Raw genomic sequence first — 23,323 nt, forward strand, 5'->3', positions numbered from 1 at the left:
ATTGATTTACTAGGAGATAAACATGTGTGGAATTGTCGGCGCCCTCGCGCAGCGCAATGTAACTGAAATTCTACTGGAAGGATTGCGCCGCCTTGAATACCGCGGCTATGACTCGGCGGGAGTTTGTCTGCGTAATGAGGATGGCCAGCTGCAATTGCGCAAGAGCTTGGGAAAAGTTGCCGATTTGGAAGCCAAGTTGCAAGCTGATCCCGCTGAGGGGCATCAAGGGATTGCCCATACCCGCTGGGCTACCCACGGGGTTCCCTCCGATGAAAATGCCCACCCACATATGTCTGGACATATTTCCCTGGTGCATAACGGTATTATTGAAAATCACCAAGCATTGCGTTCAGAGCTGCAGGGCAAAGGTTATAAATTTGCCTCAGATACCGACACAGAAGTGGTTGTGCACCTGATTCACTCCCTGAGCAAGGAAGGGCTCAGTTTAGTGGATGCTGTAAGTAAGGCAACACAGATGCTGGAAGGTGCTTATGCTGTCGCCGTTATCAGCAGCGAGGAGCCGGAAGTCCTGGCTTGCGCCCGTTATGGCAGCCCCTTGGTTTTGGGGGTTGGTATTGAGGAAAACTTTATTGCTTCGGACCCTATGGCCCTGCGTCAGGTTACCGATCGCTTTATCTTTCTTGAGGAAGGCGATGTTGCCGAGGTGCGTCGCAGCGGCATTTCTGTGCGAGACAAACAGGGTGAAGAAATCAGCCGCCCAGTACATAAGCTGGATGGTGGTCACGATGTGGCTGACAAAGGGCGCTACCGCCACTATATGCAGAAGGAAATTTTTGAGCAGCCGGAAGTCGTGGCGGCGACCCTGGCAGGGCGTATTGGGGATCATTCAGTGTTGTCCCAGGCACTGGGCACTCGCGCTCAAGAGATACTACCTCAGGTACAACAAGTACAGATTGTCGCTTGTGGTACCAGCTACCATGCCGGGATGGTAGCTCGCTATTGGTTGGAAGATTGGGCCGGGGTGCCCTGTTCGGTGGAAGTAGCCAGCGAGCTACGCTATCGCAAGACAGTGGTGCGACCGGGAACCCTGTTTGTCACCATCTCCCAGTCCGGTGAAACTGCGGATACCCTGGCGGCCTTGCGCCAGGCCAAGGCGCTCGGTTATTTGGCATCCATGACCATTTGCAATGTTCCCAATAGTTCGCTGGTGCGTGAATCTGAATTGTCCCTGATGACTGAAGCTGGTCCGGAAATCGGTGTGGCCTCCACCAAGGCATTCACTACGCAGTTGGTAGCCTTGCAGTTATTCTGCATTGCATTGGCCAAAGCTAATGGACTGTCCGGCGAGCGTGAAGCGGAACTGGTGGGAGCACTGCATAAATTGCCGCAGTTGATGGAGGGTTTTACTGGGCTGGATAAGCTCGTAAAACACACCAGCGAGGCTTTTGCGGAGAAGAATCACGCACTGTTCCTCGGTCGTGGTGTTGAGTTTCCTATAGCCCTGGAGGGGGCCCTCAAGCTTAAGGAAATCTCCTATATTCACGCTGAGGCCTATCCGGCAGGGGAGCTCAAGCACGGTCCCCTGGCATTGGTGGATGCGGATATGCCGGTGATTGTTGTGGCGCCAAATAATGAACTGTTGGAGAAGCTCAAGTCCAATTTGCAAGAAGTGCGTGCCCGCGGTGGCCAACTCTTTGTCTTCGCCAGCCCAAAAGCGGGTTTTATCAGTGAGGAAGGAGTTACTGTAATTGAAGTGCCGGATTCCCCGGAGAGCCTGGCACCCATTCTCTATACTGTGCCTCTGCAGCTGCTCAGCTATCATGTGGCGTTACTAAAGGGGACCGATGTGGACCAGCCGAGAAACCTGGCCAAGTCAGTTACTGTGGAGTAATCCCCTATTCAGCCACGGATGGCTTGTAGATTGACATAAAGTATCATACTAACAATAAAGTATCATACTGAACATTAAAGCATCATACTTTTACAGCAATCTGAGCTATGCTGAATGAAATAGGCGTAGCTTGGATGCTTTAAATGAATAAACGCTTTTCCTTCTTAAGTCCCCACCCCAAGGAAATCAGTGGACTCCTTGAACCCGCCATTCTAAAACGGCTACAAAAGGAAAAGCGTGGCCAAGGCTTCGGCAAAGATTACAAACCCTTTTTGACCGTGCGGGATGTCCCTAGCAGAGGCAGGGTTCATCGTCGGCCTGCGCTAACTCATAATCGTGTAGTCCACTTACTTTCTGACTTAGAATTGGCGGCCTTTTTATTATTCGACTGGCAAGCCATCGTCATTGATATTCGGGAACAGTTTCCTCTCAACCCTGAAGTAACCACCGAAATAGCAAAAAGGCTGGGTATTAAGCACCCCTCTTACAGGGGCGTTCTTCAAGTAATGACCACAGACCTGTTAGTTGATTTTCAGGTGAATGGTCAGCATTCCTGCCAAGCAGTATCCGTGAAGTATGCAGATGACCTAGAAGGTGAGCGTACCATCGAGAAGTTGGAATTAGAGCGTCGATATTGGGAAGGTGAAGGCATTCCTTGGTATATTTTCACTGAACATGAGGTGCCGGTTACTTCGCTCAAAAATATTCGATGGCTAGCGCCGCACATGCATAGCTATGATCTTTCTGATGCCGAACGAGTGCAAGTTTTTGAGCGAATTAACCAAGCTCTAGATGCGAGTGGTGAAGAAAAGCTCGCAGTACCTCTCAAAGAATTAGATGCCAAATTTGACTTAAGTCCAGGGGCACACCTACAGTACTTCCGACATTTAGCAGCTCAAAATGCCTTTCAATGGGACATTCATAATCAATTACATACAAGCCTGAAGGCAAGGGATATATCCATCTCGGATTATTGGCTTGCTAAGGATATTGAATATGTTCATGCCTAATGATGTGTACTCTTGGGATCAACAACGAATAAGAATCCTTTGGAGTAATCAGCAAGCTGTTTTCTGGATCAATATTGATGACGATCGAGCTTTGCCGAGAGTTTCCTCAAAAGAGGAGTTTGAGCATCTTCTTGCAAGAGCGGATCTTAAACTGATTGCAGACCCCTACTCGAAATTCAGCATGACTCCTCCGAGAAAAGGCTCAAAAGCAGAGCAAGTACAGGAGCGTGCTTGGACTGCCATTCAGAGTGCAGTTGAGGCTGTACCAGAGATCTATAAAAGACAGACTCGTGGGGCCTACCTTGATCAAATAAGAAAACGTTCTGGTGTTACGAAACAAACAGTATATCGATGGCTGCGTCGTTATTGGCAGTTTGGTATGTGCAAGAATTCTCTCAATGGTAGATATGAAAATTCTGGAGCCCCAGGAAAGCCAAGAAAATTTACCAATAAACGTAGTGGTGCACCAAGAACACGCTCACTGGGTACTGGTGTCCCCATTACGGATGAGACGAAGTCGCTTTTTAGAGTGGTGATCGAAAAGTGCTTGCTAAACGAAGGCAAGTATGAATTTGATTACGCTTACAACCAGCTACTTATAGCCTATGGAGTGAAAATACCGTCAAAACCGGAAGACTTGGTTAATGTGCCTACCGAGCGCCAATTTAAGTATTTTTATCAAAAGGAATACTCATCGATTGAAGTGACTAAAAGGCGTGAAGGTGAAATCAACTATCTGAAAGACTTCAGTCCGAGTCTTGGGACTTCGACTGCTGAGGTTTCTGGTCCAGGCTATTTGTACCAAATCGATGCAACAATTGCAGATGTTTACTTGGTTTCTGAACAGGATCGAACAGAAATCATTGGACGCCCAACTATGTATTTTGTGATTGATGTATTTAGCCGGGCAATTGTTGGTATGTATATTGGTTTAGAAAATGCATCCTGGGTCAGTGCCATGGAGGCATTAGGAAATGCAATGACTGACAAAGTTGCATACTGTGCCAAACACGATATAGAAATTACCCCTGAGTTCTGGCCTATGCAAGGCTTACCTGAACACATAATTGGTGATAAAGGTGAAATGTTGGGACGGCATGTAGAGGTGTTGAGTAAGTCTTTTCATGTCGAAATCCAAAATACACCAGCCTATAGAGCCGATTGGAAAGGAATCGTCGAAAGGTATTTTAGGACGGTCCAAACAAAAATGAAGCCCTTTGTTGAAGGCTACGTGACAAAGAACCCAATTGGCAAAAAACGTCACGGTAATGATTATCGACAGGACGGGGTGCTAACCTTAAAAGAATTCTCGAAGATGATCATTAAGATTGTTCTTCATTACAACAATGATCATGTGGTAAGTACCTACGATATTGATTCTGGAGTACCTAAAAATTTACCGGCTAACCCGCTCACTCTTTGGAATTGGGGGATCAAATATCGAACAGGCCTCTTAAGAAGACCTGATCCGCAGTTGGTAATTATTAACTTATTGCCACACACTAATGCAACGGTAACAGAGCATGGCTTAAAACTGTTTGGTTGTTATTATAGCTGCAAGCAAGCTTTAGATTGGGGATGGTTTGAGGAAAACTATCGAGGCCCTAAAACAGTTACCGTAGCTTACGACTTATATAGTACCAATGTAATATACCTTAGACCCTCTGATTCTTACGCTGAATTTATACCTGCACACCTCACTTCACGTAGCCGAGCTTACGCAGATATCACAGTATGGGAGCTGTGGGCTGCCCAAGATATGGTTCTAGATGTGGCGGCAACTTCTAAGCTGAAGAAACGCTCAGGTTCAGTGAATCTAGTCAATGATCTTCAGCAAATTAAAGATGAGTCGAAAAGACAGCAGCCTGCGTATTCAAAATCTGAGAAGATTAAAAGAGCAAAGGGTATTTCTAAGAATAAGCGAAGTGAAAGGCAGTATGAAAGGCAAAAGAAAATAGGAAATAGCGCTGTTGCTCAAGATACATCAATAGCGACAGTCACACCGATTCATGGCGGGAACTCTGGGAAGAAGAGCTTTAAGCTTCCAGCACGGCTAAAGGACTTATTGAAGGAAGATAAATCGGATGAATAACCCCCAGAATACGCGATTTCCTGAAGCAGAATATAAAGACCAAGGATTACCAGAGTACAGTGAAAACCCGCTAATTTCTGCATTACCTCAAATAATGAGCCCAATAGAAGTAGCTAAGGCACTCTCCAAGAGACCACACTACCAGGCAGAAGAATTAAATTTACCGTGTCATATCAGAACGCATGCCATTAACCGCCTGACCCGAGATTTCTTCGTTCCTCAAACCAACCATATTCTTATTGAGCAGAAACTATCAAAACTGATTCGATGTAGTTATTTAAATAGAAACCCAGAAAAAGCGACTTTCAAACGTAAACTGAACTCAGTCAGAGACTTAGTTCAAAAAGAAGATTTAACAACTTACATACATGATCAAGCCGATTCACCTGCGTCATCAATAACGATTGCGGGAATCTCTGGCGCAGGGAAATCCACTACAACTAATTTGGTACTTAACACTTACCCACGTGTGATCTACCACCCAAAGTATCATATGTTGCAAGTGCCGTGGCTGAAAGTTGACTGTCCACACGATGGATCTCTTTCTGACTTTTGCTTGAGTTTCTTTATTGCTTTGGGTCGACGTCTTAATATTGACTACCGTGCCAAATACACATCCGGCAGGCCGACGATCGGTAAAATGATGGCGGATGTTGCAGATCTTTGCTTGATCCATGCAGTAGGCTTGGTTGTCATCGACGAGTTCCAGCATATGAGTCTTGCCAAGAGTGGTGGTGAGAAAAAAATGATTAACTTTTTGGTGACATTGGTAAATGTTGTCGAAGTTTCGGTCGTTTTAATTGGTACACCCAAGGCGTTGCGCTTATTTGCCAGTGAATTCAGACAAGCACGTCGCGCTAGTGGCGATGGCAGTGTTGTTTGGGACCGGCTACCAAAAGATGAAAGTTGGGAGGATTTTCTCGAAGAGCTATGGCCCTACCAGTGGTTGTACCGAATAGTTGAGCGGAGTGAACCATTAACTAATAAGCTGTACGAATTAAGCCAGGGTATTCCGGATATTGTTGTTAAGTTGTTTTGTCTTGCCCAATCACGTGCAATTTTATTAGCGGATACCCCACAAGAAGAAGCGCTTTCTCCAGGGCTATTAACTCAAGTTTTTGAGGATGAATTTTCAATTGTAAAGCCAATGCTTGATGCGCTTCGTTCCGGAAACCGTCGGAAAATTGAAGATTGTAATGATCTAATTTTTCCGAGGCTTGAAAGTAATATGATCAATGCCGTTAATCAGCTAGTTGCGAAGCCTTTAGAAAAGGCTAAAAGTATTGAGCTAGGTGATCCAGCCGAAACCAGTATCGCAAATGCGGCAATTGAAACGATAACTTCAATGGGCATAGCTCGAGACATTGCCCAGCCGTTGGTTACTGATGCACTTGCAAAAGATCCAGATTTGAAGTTAATACAGATTATCCAGCTGGCTACAACCGCTCTCACGAATACCAAAGAACAGAATGCCAAGAAGCCCAAACCAGAATACACAAGCAGGAAAAGCTGGCCACAGCTTTCTAAAAATGACCTCAGAAAGCTCTATGCAGACAAGTCGGGTTCGATGTATGAATCTGTAGTGGAGCAAGGGATAAATTATCCTATACAAGGATTGCTGGCAGGATGACATGCTCGGTTACTTCCCTACTCTGTATAAAGATGAGTTACTATACAGTGCCATAGCACGATATGCGCTTCATACTGGTCAGGAGAATAGTCAGAAGGCTGTCTTACGAGATGTTTTTTCCTCAAGGACAGCCACCGCTATTCCTGATCTTCCAAGCCACCTGAATGCTTTGGTGCAAAATCTGAGTACAGTTTGGCCAACTACGGTTGATGATCTTATCGGTACTCATACACTTGCACCGATTTACCTGCCCTTTCTTTCTGAAGATCAGGCAAGGTCAGTTAAACAGTCAATGGCTTCAGATACCGGTGGTAATATCCACACAAGAGTTGGTATAACAGCTAGCTCAATCAAACAACTCTCCTTTTTCCGTTATTGCTCAACATGCATGACAGATCAATTGGCATTAGATGGTGAAGCTTATTGGCAGCGATCCCATCAATTACAAGGCTTAGATTTCTGTAAAAAACATTCTTGTTTTTTAAATAATTCAAAAGTTAGCTTTCATCCAAAAGAAAAACATCATTTTTTTACTGCCGCAGCTTCTTGTAACTCAAGCGCTATTAGAAAATTAAGATTGCACCATAATGAAAAGGTACTAAATGACAAATACCTAGATCTTCTCGAAGAACCCTTTCTTGATGGACTCGGTACTAATCGTTGGACCATGTTTTATCATAATCTGGCACACGATCTTGGATTTATAGAAAAAAACAGGATTCAGTATCAAGAAATATACCTTGTTATGAAGCAGGAGTGGAAAGGTTCAATCTTTGAGAAGTACTTTACCGAGCCTATCGAAAATCATTGGCTAAAGAATATCTTCAGAAAGCATAGGAAATCATTCCACCCGCTCAGGCATCTCTTGGTAATCACTACGCTCGCTCCAGATATTTCGACTGCTGAAGTTTTATCAAAGGTAAGAAATTTGTCAGTGCCAGCTCATGACTCAGATACCATGACTAACAAGATAAAAAAAGGTAAGGCTGAGGAAGTTAAGCAACGCAGGCAACTATGGCTAAATTTTCTTGATAAGCACAAAAGCTTAGGTGTTAAAAAAATAAGGCTAATTCCAGGCGGAGGTTCCTTGTATTCTTGGTTGTACAGAAATGATTATCAATGGTTAATGAATAATAGGCCGAAATATCGACCAAAGAGTCAATTGCATTATAAAGCAGATTATCGCGAATGGGATAAATTCAATGTTATCGCTCTCAACAAGCTACTAAAAGAACTATTATGTCAATCGAAACGTTGTCGATTAACAAAAACATTTTTTATTAAAAAATTACCCCGTGCTAATTCAGTTGAAAAGTACTTACATAAGCTACCTGGAACCAGAGAATGGCTAGCTTCTCACTCTGAGACTGTCGAAGACTTCCAATTGCATCGTTTGAGATCCGCTTATGAAAAACTCGAAGAGCTGAAACTGGAAGTGAAAAAATGGAGACTATTAAGGTTCGCTGGTATTCGTTCAGAATTAATAACACCAAAAATTGAAAAAGAAATATTGAGGTTGGAACAAGGGAGAGGCCAACGATAGCTATGCCAGAAGTCGATGAAATTGGAATTCGAGGGGTACCTAAAGGATCCAAGCTGATGGTACTAGGAGATTGGTACCGTAAAGCAGGTCAAGAGTGGCGCGTTGTCTGTTATTTCCACAATCAAGAGAAAGGCGACTTCCGCAAGTCTCTACCTATTGATTATCTGCCAGCTCTGACGCCTGGGAAAATATTCCCTATGACATCAATAGAGAATAAAGCTCAGGGTTGGACAGAAACGATAAAATTGCCTAAACAAGATAATTGGCAAAGATTATGCTTTAGGGATCTTCCAAATTCATTACGGCGTGCTCAAGAGTTTTCTTCTCAACTTGCTGACTGTTCTATATTTAAAATTACTACCATTGAAAAAGTATACTGGCTTCCAGTTACTGAAATGGCTCGCATGCTTTTTTTCCATTCTGCAGAGGTAGCCCGTGCCGCAGTTAATCAGGGTAATACCTGGCAGCTGGGTAAAGCCTGGAAAGAAGGTTGGACTGGTGAGGTAAAACTATCCTCAAATATTCCTGTTCGATATTTGAATAGTTTACAATTTAGAAAATTCTTTATTTGGCTATTTTTCTTTCCTGAGGTGGAAGAAAGTTTCGGATCTATCTTTCAAAATATCAATCGCTATACAAAGCTCAGTAATAACTCTGAGCGGTGGACATTCGATTTCAATCCGCCAGATCTTAGTCATTGTGAGTTATCTTTTTCAGGTTTCACAGGTACAGAATCTGAGAATAACCATGTATACATACGAGAAATAAGATCTGTTTCTGGTTTGAAACCACCGGATATTGCCACTATTATTTTTTCACATCCCGATGACAAGATACTTTTGGAAGATAAATTAAAAGAACGTAATGAATCGAAGTCAGCTTTAAATATAAAGCCATCGGTCAATATAAGAGAGTTGGACCCGGATAATCGACCTAAAGCAAGCATGAGCAGATATACGATAAAGCTGAATCGAAGTGGGCTTAATTTTGAGGTTGACATAGATACTAGACGCAGTCCAAGGCATGTTAATGTTCTACCTAAAAATATTGAATCGGATCTGCTTGATGAGATTGAGGAGCAAACACCAGTGGAATTGGGCAGTTTGCTAGAAGGCTCTGATCAAGGCAAGGGGGTGAGAGCAGACGTTGATAATCTCGATCCGACAGATCTTATCGATGCGCCAGAGAAGATTGTATTTTTTCAAGAAATGTTAGATAAGCTGAAGGAAACACATGGTTGGAAAATTGAGAGCAAGATAGGTGATGTGCCTCAAATGCGTTGCCGTACTCAACATTTAGTCAATAATCGTCCTCGTCGCTACTGTCATGCAGTGATTGCAAGAGATCAAAAAACTTCTATTCAGGTTCTGGAAATTGAACTAACGAATAAAACTAAAAAAGATGGTACAGAAGAAACTGAAAGTCTTTCGACATTATTTTTTCGGGCGGGAGACACAAAATCAACTTATTTGGGTATCTTAGATGAATTGATGACATCCTATAAGGATGAAGGTTTGAATGCGATGAGCTGGAAGCGAAGTTATATTACTGAAAACACTTCTGTACGAGAATACTTGGGCCATCCGGACAATAAAATAAAGAGTGAACAAGATGCGCTGGATTCATGGATAGAAAGAGCAGCGCAGAAAGTAATCGGCATGTAAAGTAGAAATTGTATTTTTCAAATCTTATGAAATGGTACGATATATTTAGATACACATTATATCTTGGTACGTACCACTAAAGTAAAGGAAGCTTGCAGCATAATTAAATTATATTTATTTATATTGTGTTTGCTGTCGCAAATATTTTTAAGTTTTTAGTATAAAAAGATATTTTATTTGTAGTTGCGAGCTAGCCAAAGAGAATTTGCAGTTGTTTCTTATTTTTAGAATATTTATAGTGCTACTATGTTTATGCATTACAGCATGCTCCAAACCTGAACCCCGTCAAGTTTTTGTAACAGAATATGGTTTGGGCCCTGATAAGTGGGCGACAGCTTGGTTACTGACACGCCATGTCAATCCCGAATCTTCTCTGCTGCTTGCCGACCAGGGAGAGTCTTTGCCTGCGGGCATTGAGTTCGATACCCCTGAATCGGATCTTCGCCGGATAGAGAACCAGACTGCCTTTGAGGTGACTCAACTCTCTTACGCGGTTGAAGATCCTGTGGTTCTCAACCTAGTACAAATCATTCACGATATTGAAGTGAACTTCTGGGGCGCGAATAAAACCCCAGAGGCACAGGTTATCGAAACCGCTTTTCGAGGTTTACAGGAAAGCTATGGTCGGGACACTGTTCCCGGCGATTGCTATCTGAAGTTCTTTGATCGTGTGTATTCCGCGCTCTCCCAAAGCACCGCTGAACAAAGGCCTTTGCGACGGGATAGTCTTGCGATGACCTGTGATAACTCAGTGCCCGCCCCAGAAAAGTCTCCTGTCCAGGAGATGGCGATTGCCGACCTTCTTGTGCAAATGCAGCTGGGGAAGCGAGTTGTCTTTGTGGATGTGCGTGAGGAGCAAGAGTTTGCCGAGGGACATATTCCGGATGCTTTAAATATTCCGCTACGTAAGCTGAATGATGAGGTATTGAGGCAACTGAGCGATGCTGATTACGTTGTTAGTTATTGCGTAAAAGATTTCAGGGGGTTTGAGATGGCAAAGGCCCTGAAGAGAGCGGGTATCGAGCAGTCCGTCATCCTGAAACCCTATGGTATTAAGGGCTGGATTGCCGAGGGGCTGCCCACGGTAGGTACCAGGGCGATGTCTAGAGAGGCCGCTTTCCAGCAGATGAGTACCTGTGTTTCCGAGGGGGGCTGTCCTAACTCCAGCCCTATGCGTGGTATTTAGATGAAATGCCTCTTTAGCGGGGAATGTCGATGAAAAAACATCTTATAAAGCCCAGTGTACTGGTGGTACTGGCTGCCACGGTTTCGATTCCCCTAGTCACCTGGTGGTCCTCCGTTGGCAATCCTCAGGCGTACTTTACCGATAATTTTCCTCCGGGACAGATACTGTACATCTTCTCCAAGCTTGCCGGGTTAGTAGCAGTCGGCCTTTTAGGATTGCAGTGCTTGCTGGCACTGGCTAAACGCCTAGGCGGAACGGGTGTGCTGTTATCCTGGAGTGCCAAGGCCCACAAGGTGCTCGGAGTGCTCACTTTTTCCTTGATAGTACTGCATGCTTCCCTGTTCTTTGCCGCGGTTTCGGTGCGTACCGAGGCTCCCGCCTGGGGCCTGCTATTACCTAAGTTCACTCACGGATTTTACAGCCAACAGGTTAGCTTGGGGTTGATTGCTCTTTGCCTGCTGTGCCTGGGGGTCTTTGCCGGATGGAAAGTGGCTTCGGGCAGTAAGCGCTGGCGTATTGGCCACAGCCTTTGGATTGTGGTGCTGCCCTTATCTTTTGTGCATGCGCTGTCGATTGGGACCGAATCCCGGTTTCTTCCGATGCTCATATTGATACTGGGCATCTCCGTTCTTTTACTGCTTGCCGGACTGGTCCGGTTAAAAGAACCACTGACTCGCAAAATAAAACTCACATTTGGTGCATAAAGCACGACGGCTGTGTTGCGTTTTTGTTGATTGAATAAAGCCCGAGTGCGCTGTAGGGCCCTTTGTTCGGGGATTTCCCAGTGCTTGGCACGTTGCGCGGGACACTATCACAAGGTAAATGGAATGACTCAAGGGTGGACAGGAATGTTTAGGCGTAGCTTCGCTGTGGCGATCAAACAAGCTGTGAGTACAGGCATATTGGCTGTGTTGTGGTTGTACCTCGCAGTATTTTCTGTGGGTGCCTACGCCGAAGTACTGCTCTATCCCGTAGTGGATAGGGTGTATGCCTCCAACCAATACATTGCTGGCTTCTCTGACCGGCCAAACGACACCCTGGATATTGAGGTCAACGGTACGATTGTTGCGCAAACGCAGAGTAATGCCACCGGCGAGTTTGCGCTGAGTGTGGCACTGAGTGAGGGTGAAAACCTCATTCGCGCGAGGAGCACAATCTCAGCAGAGGTTTCTGATACGCAAGCCCTTAAATATTTAAATGCTGGCGATAGTGACAACACCGATGGGCAGCTAGAGGTCCGCATAGATATTGTTGCCCCGACACTGAACCTACCCAATACCGACGGCCTGACAAACCCCATCACCCTGACAGGTATTGCAGAACCGGGGTCAACCGTCAGTTTTTTTGTAAATGGCCGGGTGACAAGAAGCATCGATGTTGATGACAGTGGTGCTTTCTCTACATGGGTACCCTTGGAAGATGGTGATAATTCCATCTATGCGATTGCTGAGACGGACGCCGGGCAAAGTGTTGCCTCGAATAGTGTGGCTACTACCTATGCCAACACCCTCGCAAGGGACTGGTCCGGGAATCTGTCCAATACCCTGGTGTGGACCAAGGGCGATGGTTCACCCTATATCCTCAATAGCAACCTGAATGTACCCCAAGGTGTTACCCTCTGGATTCAGCCGGGGGTTGAGGTCATAGGAGATGGAAGCTATCAGCTGAATGTTTCAGGCCATTTACAAGTTGCTGGAATTTTAGAGGAACCTGTTAAATTTAGGCCTATGGCACAAGCCTGTAATGACACCAGCCCAAGCCGTTATGATTGGAAAGGTATCGAGGTTATAGCGGGGGCGACAGCAATTATAGATTACGCTGAGGTGTACTGTGCTAGCAACGGGATTTATTTTAACGGTGGTGATGGTTATGTTCGTAATTCTAAACTCCTAAACAATTGGATGGGTATTCGAACCAGGGCTGCTTCCGCCGAAATTCGAATAGCTCCTGTACTTGCTGGCAATACTATCCGCGGTAACCGTGAAGGGATTTTTATCTATCACAATAGCGATCCAAAAATCATCGGCGGCAACGTTATTGTTGAGAATAATAATGGCATTAATGTAACTGGAAATTACGATGATGCTGCGCAGAATCCGGCTCCACTAATAACGGCTAACAGCATCTACGATAACAGCTCTTATAATTATAATACGTCGACTTTTGCCAACCCATCCACCACCACCCTGGATGCCAGGGGTAACTGGTGGGGTAGCGCAAACCCCAGCCAAATTGCGGCAAAGATCTATGACCGGGCATATAACACTCTACATCCGATTGTAAATTACAGTCTTTTCCTCAATGGACCAGGGGGCGATCCTGCCTATACAGGAGCTGTATTGTTTGGCCCTATTGTCGAGGATGCTACCCTTTCCGGGGAGAGTTATCTCGTGCTCGGCCCCCTCGAGATCTCCGCGGATACTGTCCTCACTCTTACAGCTGGCACACAGTTAAATTTCGGAACAAATAACCGGCTTCTCGTCAAAGGGAAATTGGAGGCCAATGGTAATGCAGAAGAGCCGGTAATAATTAAGCCAGTGTCTGAAGCTTGTAATGGTAACAGCGTTCACCGTTCAGATTGGAAGGGTGTCGAAATTATTGCAGGCGCTACTGCAAACTTGAACTATACAGAGGTGCATTGTGCTTCAATCGGAGTTCACTTTAACGGGGGTGAAGGTTCTGTACGCAATTCCAAGTTGCTGAACAATAAGTACGGAATTCGCACAGAAGCCTCTTCCGCTGCCTCACGGATAGCCCCGGAAATTTTTCGTAATACAATTCTTGGTAGTATGTATGGTATTACCGTCTATCATAATAGTGATCCACATATTAGTGGGGGTAATAATATTACTATGAATTACTTTGGCATTTATGCCTTTGGACATAGTACTGATTTCGCTCAAAACCCCATACCAACTGTGACCGGCAACAGTATTTATAACAACATAAGATACAATTTTTATACGCAGGACTACAGTGGTCCACATCCAGTTACCTTGGATGCCACTGGCAATTGGTGGGGGAGTGTTGATCCGCCGCTAATCGCAGACAAGATCCATGATTCAGTGGATAGCTATGATGCAAATTCAATTGTTGATTACCGCTATTTTCTAGATGCTCTTGAAGGCAACCCCGTCTTTATAGAAGGAGCTTTACTGGGGTATATCACTGAAGATACTACTCTTGCTGGAGATAGCTATCTAATTTTAGGGCGTGTGGAGCTTGCTGCTGGAACTGTCTTGACAATTCCAGCCGGTACTGAGCTTAGATTTATACAGGATGTTTCGTTAGTGGTTAGAGGTAGCTTAGAAATTAAGGGTACTGAAATGGCACCTGTGCTGTTTAAACCTGATAACGAAGGCTGCTTTAAATATTGGGGTGGTATTGAAATTGTTAAGGGCGCTACAGTAACTGCAGACTATGCTGAAGTAAGCTGTGCTTCACGAGGGATTTATTTTAGCGGTGGTGATGGCTCGATACGTAATTCCAAATTTTTGAATAATGATGTAGGGATCTTTATAAAAGCCGACTCAGCAGAGAGTAGAATCTCTCCTGAAATTTTCAATAACACCTTTTTGGGTAACGAGTATGGTATTAAAGTATATAGCTTCAGTGATCCTCTGATTAAGGGCAACGAGTTTAGCTTTAATCGCTACGGGGTGTATGTCTTAGGGGGCAGCGTAATTGGCAGTAATCCGGTACCGGTGGTAAAGGGCAATAGATTTTTCGGCAATAACTATTACGCCTTTTACGCAAATTACTTTGATGATTCTGAAAACGTAAGTCTGGACGCCACTGGCAACTGGTGGGGTACCGTAGATGAGACCATGATAGCGTCGTATATCTATACCGCTGGCAGCTCATCACCGCATGTGGACTTCAGTGGTTACCTAGACTTATTACAGGTAAGCGATGTAGCTCTAAAAAAAGTGCAATTCCATCCACTTGAGGGTGAGCAGGTGGAGGGTAGTTTCAGTCTCAACCATCCAGCCAGTGTCACCATTGAGATCCGCAGGGAGTCTGATAATGCATTGGTGTATCAGGAGACGGAGATTTATACTGAGGCCGGTGTCTACCCGATCCACTGGAATGGGCGTAATAATGAGAACAAGCTACAGATCGAGGGCTTGTATCGCGTTGTACTGCGCGCCAGCGATAATCTTGACGATTATATCTACGATGAGCCACAACTCCGAATGGGTTACGTAGAGGGTTTTGTGCCCGCCCACTATGATGTCTACACCAACGAATTTTATAAGGTTTCTGTGGAGGTGGAGAGCCCGAGTTTGGTGAGTATGCAGGTTACACCGAGAGGTGAATCAGCTTTCAACGTGTTCAAGGATACCTTCTATCCTGAGGGTCAGCATTGGATCTATTGGGATGGGCGCGATCCTGAGGGGAATATTGTTGAATCCCCAGCATCTATCTACTATCCAATACCCAGGTTATTACGCAGTACTGATATCTATCTCGCTGGTACTGCACCGCGTATCACTGGCGCCATAGCGGCCCCCAGTATCGAAGTCAAATCCGATCCCTACCGAGTCAGCCACAGTTACGAGCAGTTAACGCGCATGGCCTATCAGGTCAGCACGGATGCCGTTGTCACTTTCAGCTTGCTGCCGCCAGGCATTGTTGACCCCGGCCATCCCTCTGCCATTGTGCTGGTCGATGAACAGCTGATGAGTGCGCAGGATGGTGAGGGCAATACGCTGTTACACGAAGTGAAGTGGCGCGGCTATAACGATTCTGATCCCAACGCGGTACTGGTCGGTGATGAGGGGGCTTATACCTTCGCAATCCAGGCAACTTCGCCGGAGAGTGGTGAGAGCTCTCTGTATCGCGGTGTTGTGAATCTGTATCGCTGAGTGGGTAGAAGTACAATGCTTTTTAAAAAAATAAGTCCGTGGTTTTTTTTAGTTTGTTTCAGCTGCTTCGCGCAATGGAGCAGCGCGGATGATATCGCTTATCTGGGCGTATCCGACGGCTATTGGGAAGTATGGCGTACGAATGCCGAGGCTAAATCTGGCGAGCAGTTAACCCAGTTCGGTGCGGATGTCTCGCGTATCTCCTGGTATCCGGATGGACGCCACCTACTGGTGAATCTGCACGATGGCCGTTTGTACCGCTTGGATAGTCGCAGCAAAGCATTGACCCAGATTGAAGCGCCGCTGCCCAATATTCTGGATGCGGTGGTTAGCCCCATTGGAGATAGCTTTACCTTCTCTCTCAGTACCTCCAGCAGTATTGATGATAATGATATTTATCGGTACGAGTTTGTCAGTAACAAGCTGGACAAACTGACCTCGATGCCGCGTTTACAGCATGAGCCCAGTTGGTCGGCAGACGGAAAGGCTGTGTATTTCCTGTCGGGTAATGGTGGCCAGGTGCACGATATCTGGAAGGTCGATGTCGCTGCGCGCAAGACCGAACAGCTCACCGTGGGAGCACTTTATCACTTCGATCTCGCGGTACGCGCCGATGGCACCATCGCCTACTCCGGCAATCGCTCCGGCAATTATGAGCTGTGGTTGCGTCAACTCGATGGTCGCAGTGAGCGCCTTACCGAGAATCCGGCCCTGGATGCGCGCCCGAATTGGTCACCGCGAGGCGATCAATTGGTGTTCCACTCAACCCGCGGCGGCAGCATGAATATCTGGCTGTACGACCTTGCCACAAAAAGTGTTAGGGCGCTGACCCAAGGCGAGGCGGGAGCACGTCAGCCTGTGTGGGCTCCGCTCAAGCGGGATGCACAGGCCTCAGTAAAAACTAATAGATCGACTGCGATGTCGGGCCAGCGAGATCAGTGAGGTAAACGAAGTATGAGCAGGTCGAACTGGGTAAAACTTTTCTCTTATAGCGCAGCCTTGGCACTGTCGAGTGTGGCTACACAGGCCCTGGAAATCACTCAAGTGAGTGTGGAGAACCAGATCTTCGACCCGCTTCGCGGCGAGCAAGCGAGTGTCCGTTTTAACCTGGATGAGCGCGCGCGTGTTGCCCTAAAACTATACGATGGTCGCGATCATTTGGTGCGTGTAGTGGACGCCGGAAAAGTCGAGGCCGGCCAGCAACAGTTGAGCTGGGATGGTTTAGATCTGCACGGGCGCCCGGTGCCGGCAGAGGCCTACAGCTACACCCTGAGTGCTTCCACGGATGTGCGCAGTGTCACCCATGACCTGACCGACTTGAGTGGCGGTGAGATTGTCGAGGTCAGGGATGTACGCTGGGATAAAGATACCGGTCAAATTCGTTACCACCTGAGTCAGCCTGCACGGGTGAGTATTCGTGTCGGCTTGAAAGAAGGTGGGCCGCTGCTGCGTACCCTGCTCGATTGGGCACCGCGCCCCGCTGGTGCGCAAGCGGAGTCCTGGGACGGCTGGGACGAGTCCCAGGTGTTAAAAATTGATGAACACCCTCAGCTGAATCTCGCCATCACTGCCTATGGGCTAGCAGAAAACACCCTATTTGCAGGGAGCAAGCCACAGCAAGTTACCTTTGCTGACCTTCCTGCAGACAACCAGCGTGAAAAAGCGAAACAGCGCCCACGCAGCAAGCGTATGTACCACCACGCCGACCAGCCGTTAGAGAGCCGCGGCGATCTTGAAACCAGCCTGACTCTCGGTGTTGAAGCTGAGCGGGATAGTGAGGGCCGCTGGCTGGTTTCTAGCAAGGTGCCGTTGCGCTTGGATGTTGCGCAGAAAGACCGCGAGCGTCTGTTGGCACAGCGCTTTGAACCGGTCTTTTATGTGGACGGTATTTTTGCCTTTGAAAATGAAGTGGGTTTTCTGCCGATGACCTGGCAGTGGGACAGTCGCCATGTCAGTGAGGGAGAGCATTTTATTACTGTGAATGTACGGGGTTATGAAGGCAATTTCGGTACAGCAACCTTAAAAGTCTGGGTACAACAAAAATCTCCAGAACCTGTACGCTAAGGCAAATAAGAAAAAAAGGAATTTATCACCATGAAAGTATTTATCCTGTTTTTGGCTGTATTTCTTTTTTTGCCCGCACAGGCAGCGGAGCAAAGTTATCACAAACGAATTAAAGCTATTGAATACACCCGCCTCGCTGAGCGCAGTAATGAACAGCTATTGATGCTGGCAAATCACTATTACCGAACCCGCAAGCTGGAGCGATGCCACCAACAGCTTGAGCTGCTATTAGATCGCGATGCCGAAAATGTTGAGGGCTGGCTACTCATGGGCAATTTGTGGAGGGCCTGGGGACAGTGGCAACAGGCTCTGGAAGCCTATGACCTGGCCGTTGCGGTGGACCCCGGTCGGGCAGAGATCCACTTGCGCCGCGGTCAGGCTCTTGAACAGTTGGGGCAACAGGATAAAGCCGACCAGGCTTACGCCCAATACCGCGCACAGAGCAAACACTAAATACTCATCACCTCTTGCAGGGGTGAGATGAGAACCGCAATCGGCACACCGATGTCGATGCGCGCATCGCTATTTAAGGCGATCGCAGTAAAAAGTTGATACGGCCAAGGGCCGCCGGAAAGAAGAAAAAGGATTACAGCATGACAAGTTGGGGAAAGCTTCACACTGTGCTCGTCGGATTCTGTGCGAGCCTGCTGATGCACACAGCGGTAGCACACGACTTTGGCGGCGATTCCGCTGGTGATCCCCCTCCTGGCCCACCGGAGCCACCGCCCTGTGAGCGCAGCCCCGACCCCTGTTGTGGTAGTGGTTCCAGTGCTGTGGGTGACCCCATCCGCACCTTTGATGGGGGCTTTTACCTGGCCGATACCGACCTCAAAGTTGGCAGCAGTTATCCCATTCGTCTGGTGCGCCGCTTTGACGGCCGCTCAGAATTCGACAGCGCCCTTGGTTACGGCTGGGCCTTCGATCACGACCGCCGCCTGTTTGAATATCCGGATGGTTCCGTGCTGCTGCGTTCTGGCTGTGGGCGCCGGGATACTTTTATATTTACCGGTGGTGCTTATGTCACCCCGCGGGACGCCCCCCAAGGTACCCTGAAGGAACACGGCGATGGCAGTTATACCTTTACCTACGCCAGCGGTAGGCGAGATGAATTCGATGCGGACGGTCGGCTGGTAGCCATCATCAACAGTAAGGGCCAGAGCCACCGGTTGAGCTACGATGAGCGTGGTCGCTTGCCGTTGACCGGCACCTCGCCCGACAGTATCGATCCGAATAAACCGATGGTGGTGGCCTACCAGCCGCGCCTTACTCGTATAGAAGAAGTCGGAGCAGACGATGTGCCCACTGGCGCCGCAGTGGAATTTTTCTATAACGAGCAGAGCGGGCGTCTGACCCATGTGATTGCCAATGACGGCCGGCGCATCGACTATCGCCACGATGAATGGCAGAGTGCGACCCGCGGCAACCTGGTGGAGGTTTCAGGGCTCGAAAATTACCAGCACAGCTTTAAGTATGAAGACCCAACAGATACACACCTCATCACCGGTTTACAACAAGGTATAGGCGCTGTCTGGGTAACCAACACCTACGACAGTGAAGGCCGTGTGACCAAGCAGGTCGAAGGGCAGAATATACTTGAGCTGGACTATGTAGAGATTGGTACTACCCAGGTCACTGAGACGGTAAGAAGTGCTAGTGGCGAGGTGCTTGATACCCGTGTCAGTACCTATGTATTCGATGAGGCGGGTTACCTGCAAAAGCGCATCGATCCCCTTGGCAATGAATACCGACAGATATACGACGATACCAAAGATCGCTCTCGTATCGAGTACTGGGAAAAGCAGGGCGATGACTTAACCCTGCTCACGGCCACCGATTACACTTATAACGGCCAAGCGCAGAAGACCAGTGCCAGCACCACCTTAGCGAGTGGTGAACTCATTACCCAGCGCTGGACCTATGATAATGGTTGGTTAGCCAGTGAAGAGCAGGTTTCCAGTCAGGATCCCGACAAGGTATTCCGCACGGAATATACCTTTGTGCGCGACGCTCAAGGTATACCCACCAATATCGCCACGATCAAACAGCGCAAGGACGACAACACCGATGCTGTTACCACCCTGACCTACTGTAACGGCGAAGCCGGTTGCCCAGATAGCGCCCTGGTCAAACAAATTGACGGCCCGCGCACAGATGTGCAGGACATCGTAACCTTTACCTATTACGACAGCACCGACCAGAGTGGTTGTGATAACGGTGGCAACTGTTACCGCAAGGGGGATCTCAAAAAGATTACCGATCCGCTCGATCACACGAAAGAGTTTCTCTCCTACGATATTACCGGTAAGCCGACGCAAACCCTCGATGCCAACGACCTTAGAGTCAACTATCGCTACCACCCCCGTGGTTGGCTGCTTGAGGAGACCCAACTCGGTTCCGATGACAACAGTAGTGATGACGATATTGTTACGCTTTATGACTACGATGATCGCGGAAACGTCACCAAGGTCACCGAGTCAGATGGCAATAGCCTGGTATTTAGCTATGACCAGCGCAATCGCCTCACTCAAATAGAGGATGCTGAAGGCAGTAAAATTAAGTACACCCTCGATTCACAGGGCAATCATCTAAAAACAGAGATTGTAGATCGGGATGGAAACCTTAAGCAGACTTCTAGCGGCATTTACGATCAACTCAATCGCCTGAAACAAAGACTGGGCGCCGAGCAGCAAACGACCAGCTACACCTACGATGGTATGGGACGCCTGGCCCTATCCACCGACGCCCTCAGTGTTAAAACCCAATACCGCTACGACGGCCTGGGTCGGCTGGCAGAGAGTATTGGGGATGCCGAGGGACTGGCGGCCAGTTCTAAGTTTGCTTACGACGCGACAGGCCGTATCACCGAGGTGATCGATCCTCGCAACAACAGCACTCTGTATGAGTATGACCTGGCTGGCAACCTCCTCAAGCTGGTCAGCCCGGATACCGGTACCAGCACCCACGTCTACGATACTGCCGGCAACCTGACCTCCAGCACCGATGCCCGCGGTATTGTCAGCAAACTGACCTACGATGCACTAAATAGACTTACTAGCATCAACTATCCCGCTAGTCCCAGCGAAAAAGCCACCTTTACCTACGACAGTACTGAAGGTGGCAATAAGGGCCGCGGGCGCCTGACCGGCTATAGTAATGATGCCGGCTCCACCGTGCTGACCTACGATGCCTTAGGCCGGGTTACCCAGCAGGGCGATACGATTGGCGGGTTGGATTTTACAACCGGGTACGGTTACGACAGAGAAGGACGGGTAACCAGTATCACCTATCCCTCTGGACGTATTGTCAGCTACATCCGTGATGCACTCGGGCGTATTGCCAAAGTCACCATACAGGACAATGCCGAGGCCGACGCCCAGACGATTCTCAGTAATATCCAGTACGATTCCATGATGGGCATTGGCTCTATGGAGTACGGCAACGGTATTACCCAGAGCTATGGTTATGACCAGGATGGCCGCCTGCAATCGATTGATGCCAGTGGTATAGGCAATATCCAGTCACAGACCTATACCTATGACCTGGTAAGTAATATCACCGGCATTACTGACAACCTGGACAGCAGTAAGAGCCAGGTATTTTTCTATGACGACCTCTATCGCCTAATCGATGGCAGTTATACCGCAGGTCAGGATACCTTTACTTATGACCTGGTAGGCAACCGCACCCAGCAGACGTTTACCGAAAATGGCCAATCGCCAAAAGTCACTACATTCGGCTATGAAAGTAACTCCAACCGCCTCACAGCAAAAGGTGGGCAGACCTGGGAACTGGATGACGCCGGTAACACCATCAGCAGTGGTGACGGGGCCTACGAGTACACATACAACCACGCCAATCGCCTCAAGACTTATAGCGAAGATGGCACGTTAAAGGGAACCTACTACTACAACGCCCTCGGTCAGAGAGTGCGTACCGACAAAGCTGAAGACAACCTGCTGCACTACAGCCTAACAGGTCAATACCTGGGCGAGACTAATCTCAGTGCAGGCGGAGCCGTCCACCGTCAAATAGACTATATCTACCTCGATGATATGCCTGTAGCCCAGATCGAAACGCGCCTCAGTGCGGGACAGGTACAGAGCGCAACTCTCACCTACCTGCACAGTGATCACTTAAATACACCGCGTATTGGCACAAATGACAGCGCGATTGTGTGGCGCTGGGACAGCGATGCGTTTGGGCAGAGGGAGCCCAACGCTGATCCGGATGGTGATTTTAACCTGGTTGAAGTCAACTTGCGTTTCCCTGGACAGATCAAGGGAGAGGAAGCACCGCACTACTACAACTACTTCCGGGATTATGACCCCAGCAATGGACGTTATTTGGAATCTGACCCTATAGGGTTAAGTGCGGGAATTAATACTTTTGGTTATGTAGCCGGAAACCCTATAAGAGCTGTTGACCCGTTTGGTCTATTTCAAGTATGCCGCCGCCCTTTATCTTTTGCTGGCAATCGTATGAGTTCTGGTCGTACAGGGACTAACTTAGGAATCTATCATGAACATGGGTTCTATGAGGATGGAAGTGGCGATAATACCGGTTTTACTAAGGGGGGAACATTTGATGACCGTGAAAATAGGGATAATTATCAATGGTGCAGTGAGGAGCGTTATGATGATGATATCATGCGGCAAGCAGAGGAAAATATTTCTGAAGACTGGCAAGATGGATATAACTTTGTAACTAACAACTGCCAGGATTATACGGATGCTCTTATAGAAGAGTATGAACGTATACAAAATTCTTCGGAACAGTAGCTGGACTTCCGTAATATACTTGGTTCGAATAAGAGGTTTTTGGTGGCGTGGTTGCAACAAAGAAAATTTTATTAGCAAACTTGTTCCTGATTGTTTTTTTTCTAATTTATCTCTGCGTGTTGGATGCAATTTTCATTTTTTTGTTAAATGAACAATCAGGTTTTGTAAATGATTTGGGGATGTTGATTGTAATCATGCCATTCATAGGAGTAATTATTACTTGGAGGTTAGCTTTTTCTGAATTCTCTTCCATTGGCTGTTTTGCAATATGTAGTTTCTCCTTCGTAGCCTTAATGGTAATAGGTTTTATCGAGTACCTTTGGGTCGCGACACACTTCCATACTTTGCTTGGAGGGAATATATAGGGTTCTGTCGCAAAGTTTGAGGGTATTCAAAACTCTGTGTCAGCTGAACAGCTTGTGAGGCTGACAATCGAGTTATAACCGAATCTGGTGTTTGAGTGTTTGAAAGAAAGCAGCGTATCTGGTTGATTTGTTGTTGCCAAACAAAGCTAACCAATCAGGAGTACGCCGCAATGGACGAGGATGTTCAAAACTCTGTGTCAGCCAAATGGCCTCATAAGCTGATGTATTTTTCCAAGCGATCTGGAAAGTGGATCGTCAGTTGTGACAGTGT

At 47.3% G+C, this 23,323-nt stretch carries 13 protein-coding genes; all 13 read left to right on the plus strand.

What is annotated here, in order from left to right:
- Nucleotides 1-22: 22 nt before the first annotated feature.
- The 13 genes from glmS to ACCI49_RS02235 all read left to right on the plus strand — a co-directional run bounded on the left by glmS (nt 23) and on the right by ACCI49_RS02235 (nt 22,687).
- Nucleotides 23-1,852 (plus strand): glutamine--fructose-6-phosphate transaminase (isomerizing), encoded by a 1,830-nt coding sequence (gene glmS / locus ACCI49_RS02175; RefSeq protein ID WP_371837327.1) that lies wholly within the window; start codon nt 23-25, stop codon nt 1,850-1,852.
- 143 nt (nt 1,853-1,995) lie between these two features.
- Nucleotides 1,996-2,862 (plus strand): TnsA endonuclease N-terminal domain-containing protein, encoded by an 867-nt coding sequence (locus ACCI49_RS02180; RefSeq protein WP_371837328.1) that lies wholly within the window; start codon nt 1,996-1,998, stop codon nt 2,860-2,862.
- Nucleotides 2,849-4,954, plus strand: coding sequence for a helix-turn-helix domain-containing protein (locus tag ACCI49_RS02185; protein WP_371837329.1), 2,106 nt, complete (start codon nt 2,849-2,851; stop codon nt 4,952-4,954). The genes ACCI49_RS02180 and ACCI49_RS02185 overlap by 14 nt, the downstream gene beginning before the upstream one ends.
- Nucleotides 4,947-6,584 (plus strand): ATP-binding protein, encoded by a 1,638-nt coding sequence (locus tag ACCI49_RS02190; RefSeq protein WP_371837330.1) that lies wholly within the window; start codon nt 4,947-4,949, stop codon nt 6,582-6,584. Before ACCI49_RS02185 ends, ACCI49_RS02190 begins: the two co-directional genes overlap by 8 nt.
- A gap of 1 nt (nt 6,585) precedes the next feature.
- On the plus strand, nt 6,586-8,127 hold the full coding sequence (locus ACCI49_RS02195; protein WP_371837331.1) for a TnsD family Tn7-like transposition protein: 1,542 nt from the start codon (nt 6,586-6,588) through the stop codon (nt 8,125-8,127).
- Nucleotides 8,128-8,129: 2 nt separating this feature from the next.
- Nucleotides 8,130-9,791 (plus strand): Tn7-like element transposition protein TnsE, encoded by a 1,662-nt coding sequence (locus ACCI49_RS02200; protein WP_371837332.1) that lies wholly within the window; start codon nt 8,130-8,132, stop codon nt 9,789-9,791.
- 238 nt (nt 9,792-10,029) lie between these two features.
- The gene (locus tag ACCI49_RS02205; protein ID WP_371837333.1) at nt 10,030-10,977 is read left to right on the plus strand and encodes a chromate resistance protein ChrB domain-containing protein; all 948 of its coding nucleotides are present in this window, start codon (nt 10,030-10,032) and stop codon (nt 10,975-10,977) included.
- A gap of 29 nt (nt 10,978-11,006) precedes the next feature.
- Nucleotides 11,007-11,681, plus strand: a complete 675-nt coding sequence (locus ACCI49_RS02210) for a ferric reductase-like transmembrane domain-containing protein (protein WP_371837334.1) — start codon at nt 11,007-11,009, stop codon at nt 11,679-11,681.
- 123 nt (nt 11,682-11,804) lie between these two features.
- Nucleotides 11,805-15,845, plus strand: coding sequence for a NosD domain-containing protein (locus tag ACCI49_RS02215; RefSeq protein WP_371837335.1), 4,041 nt, complete (start codon nt 11,805-11,807; stop codon nt 15,843-15,845).
- Nucleotides 15,846-15,860: 15 nt separating this feature from the next.
- A complete protein-coding gene (locus tag ACCI49_RS02220) occupies nt 15,861-16,787 on the plus strand; it encodes a TolB family protein (protein WP_371837336.1) in 927 nt (308 codons plus the stop codon).
- Between the two features lie 12 nt (nt 16,788-16,799).
- Entirely contained in the window at nt 16,800-17,909 is a 1,110-nt protein-coding gene (locus ACCI49_RS02225) for a FlgD immunoglobulin-like domain containing protein (RefSeq protein ID WP_371837337.1), read from the plus strand.
- 30 nt (nt 17,910-17,939) lie between these two features.
- Nucleotides 17,940-18,362 (plus strand): tetratricopeptide repeat protein, encoded by a 423-nt coding sequence (locus tag ACCI49_RS02230; protein WP_371837338.1) that lies wholly within the window; start codon nt 17,940-17,942, stop codon nt 18,360-18,362.
- A gap of 140 nt (nt 18,363-18,502) precedes the next feature.
- Nucleotides 18,503-22,687, plus strand: coding sequence for an RHS repeat-associated core domain-containing protein (locus tag ACCI49_RS02235; RefSeq protein ID WP_371837339.1), 4,185 nt, complete (start codon nt 18,503-18,505; stop codon nt 22,685-22,687).
- Nucleotides 22,688-23,323 lie beyond the last annotated feature (636 nt).

This window comes from Microbulbifer epialgicus, assembly GCF_041447265.1.
In the GTDB taxonomy this organism is placed as follows: domain Bacteria; phylum Pseudomonadota; class Gammaproteobacteria; order Pseudomonadales; family Cellvibrionaceae; genus Microbulbifer; species Microbulbifer epialgicus.

Excerpts from the sequence above, each read along its gene's own strand:
- glmS (WP_371837327.1), top strand. The coding sequence starts at position 23 with ATGTGTGGAATTGTCGGCGCCCTCGCGCAGCGCAATGTAACTGAAATT.
- ACCI49_RS02195 (WP_371837331.1), top strand. The coding sequence starts at position 6,586 with ATGCTCGGTTACTTCCCTACTCTGTATAAAGATGAGTTACTATACAGT.
- ACCI49_RS02190 (WP_371837330.1), top strand. The coding sequence starts at position 4,947 with ATGAATAACCCCCAGAATACGCGATTTCCTGAAGCAGAATATAAAGAC.
- ACCI49_RS02230 (WP_371837338.1), top strand. The coding sequence starts at position 17,940 with ATGAAAGTATTTATCCTGTTTTTGGCTGTATTTCTTTTTTTGCCCGCA.
- ACCI49_RS02185 (WP_371837329.1), top strand. The coding sequence starts at position 2,849 with ATGTTCATGCCTAATGATGTGTACTCTTGGGATCAACAACGAATAAGA.
- ACCI49_RS02210 (WP_371837334.1), top strand. The coding sequence starts at position 11,007 with ATGAAAAAACATCTTATAAAGCCCAGTGTACTGGTGGTACTGGCTGCC.
- ACCI49_RS02180 (WP_371837328.1), top strand. The coding sequence starts at position 1,996 with ATGAATAAACGCTTTTCCTTCTTAAGTCCCCACCCCAAGGAAATCAGT.
- ACCI49_RS02200 (WP_371837332.1), top strand. The coding sequence starts at position 8,130 with ATGCCAGAAGTCGATGAAATTGGAATTCGAGGGGTACCTAAAGGATCC.
- ACCI49_RS02235 (WP_371837339.1), top strand. The coding sequence starts at position 18,503 with ATGACAAGTTGGGGAAAGCTTCACACTGTGCTCGTCGGATTCTGTGCG.
- ACCI49_RS02220 (WP_371837336.1), top strand. The coding sequence starts at position 15,861 with ATGCTTTTTAAAAAAATAAGTCCGTGGTTTTTTTTAGTTTGTTTCAGC.
- ACCI49_RS02225 (WP_371837337.1), top strand. The coding sequence starts at position 16,800 with ATGAGCAGGTCGAACTGGGTAAAACTTTTCTCTTATAGCGCAGCCTTG.
- ACCI49_RS02215 (WP_371837335.1), top strand. The coding sequence starts at position 11,805 with ATGACTCAAGGGTGGACAGGAATGTTTAGGCGTAGCTTCGCTGTGGCG.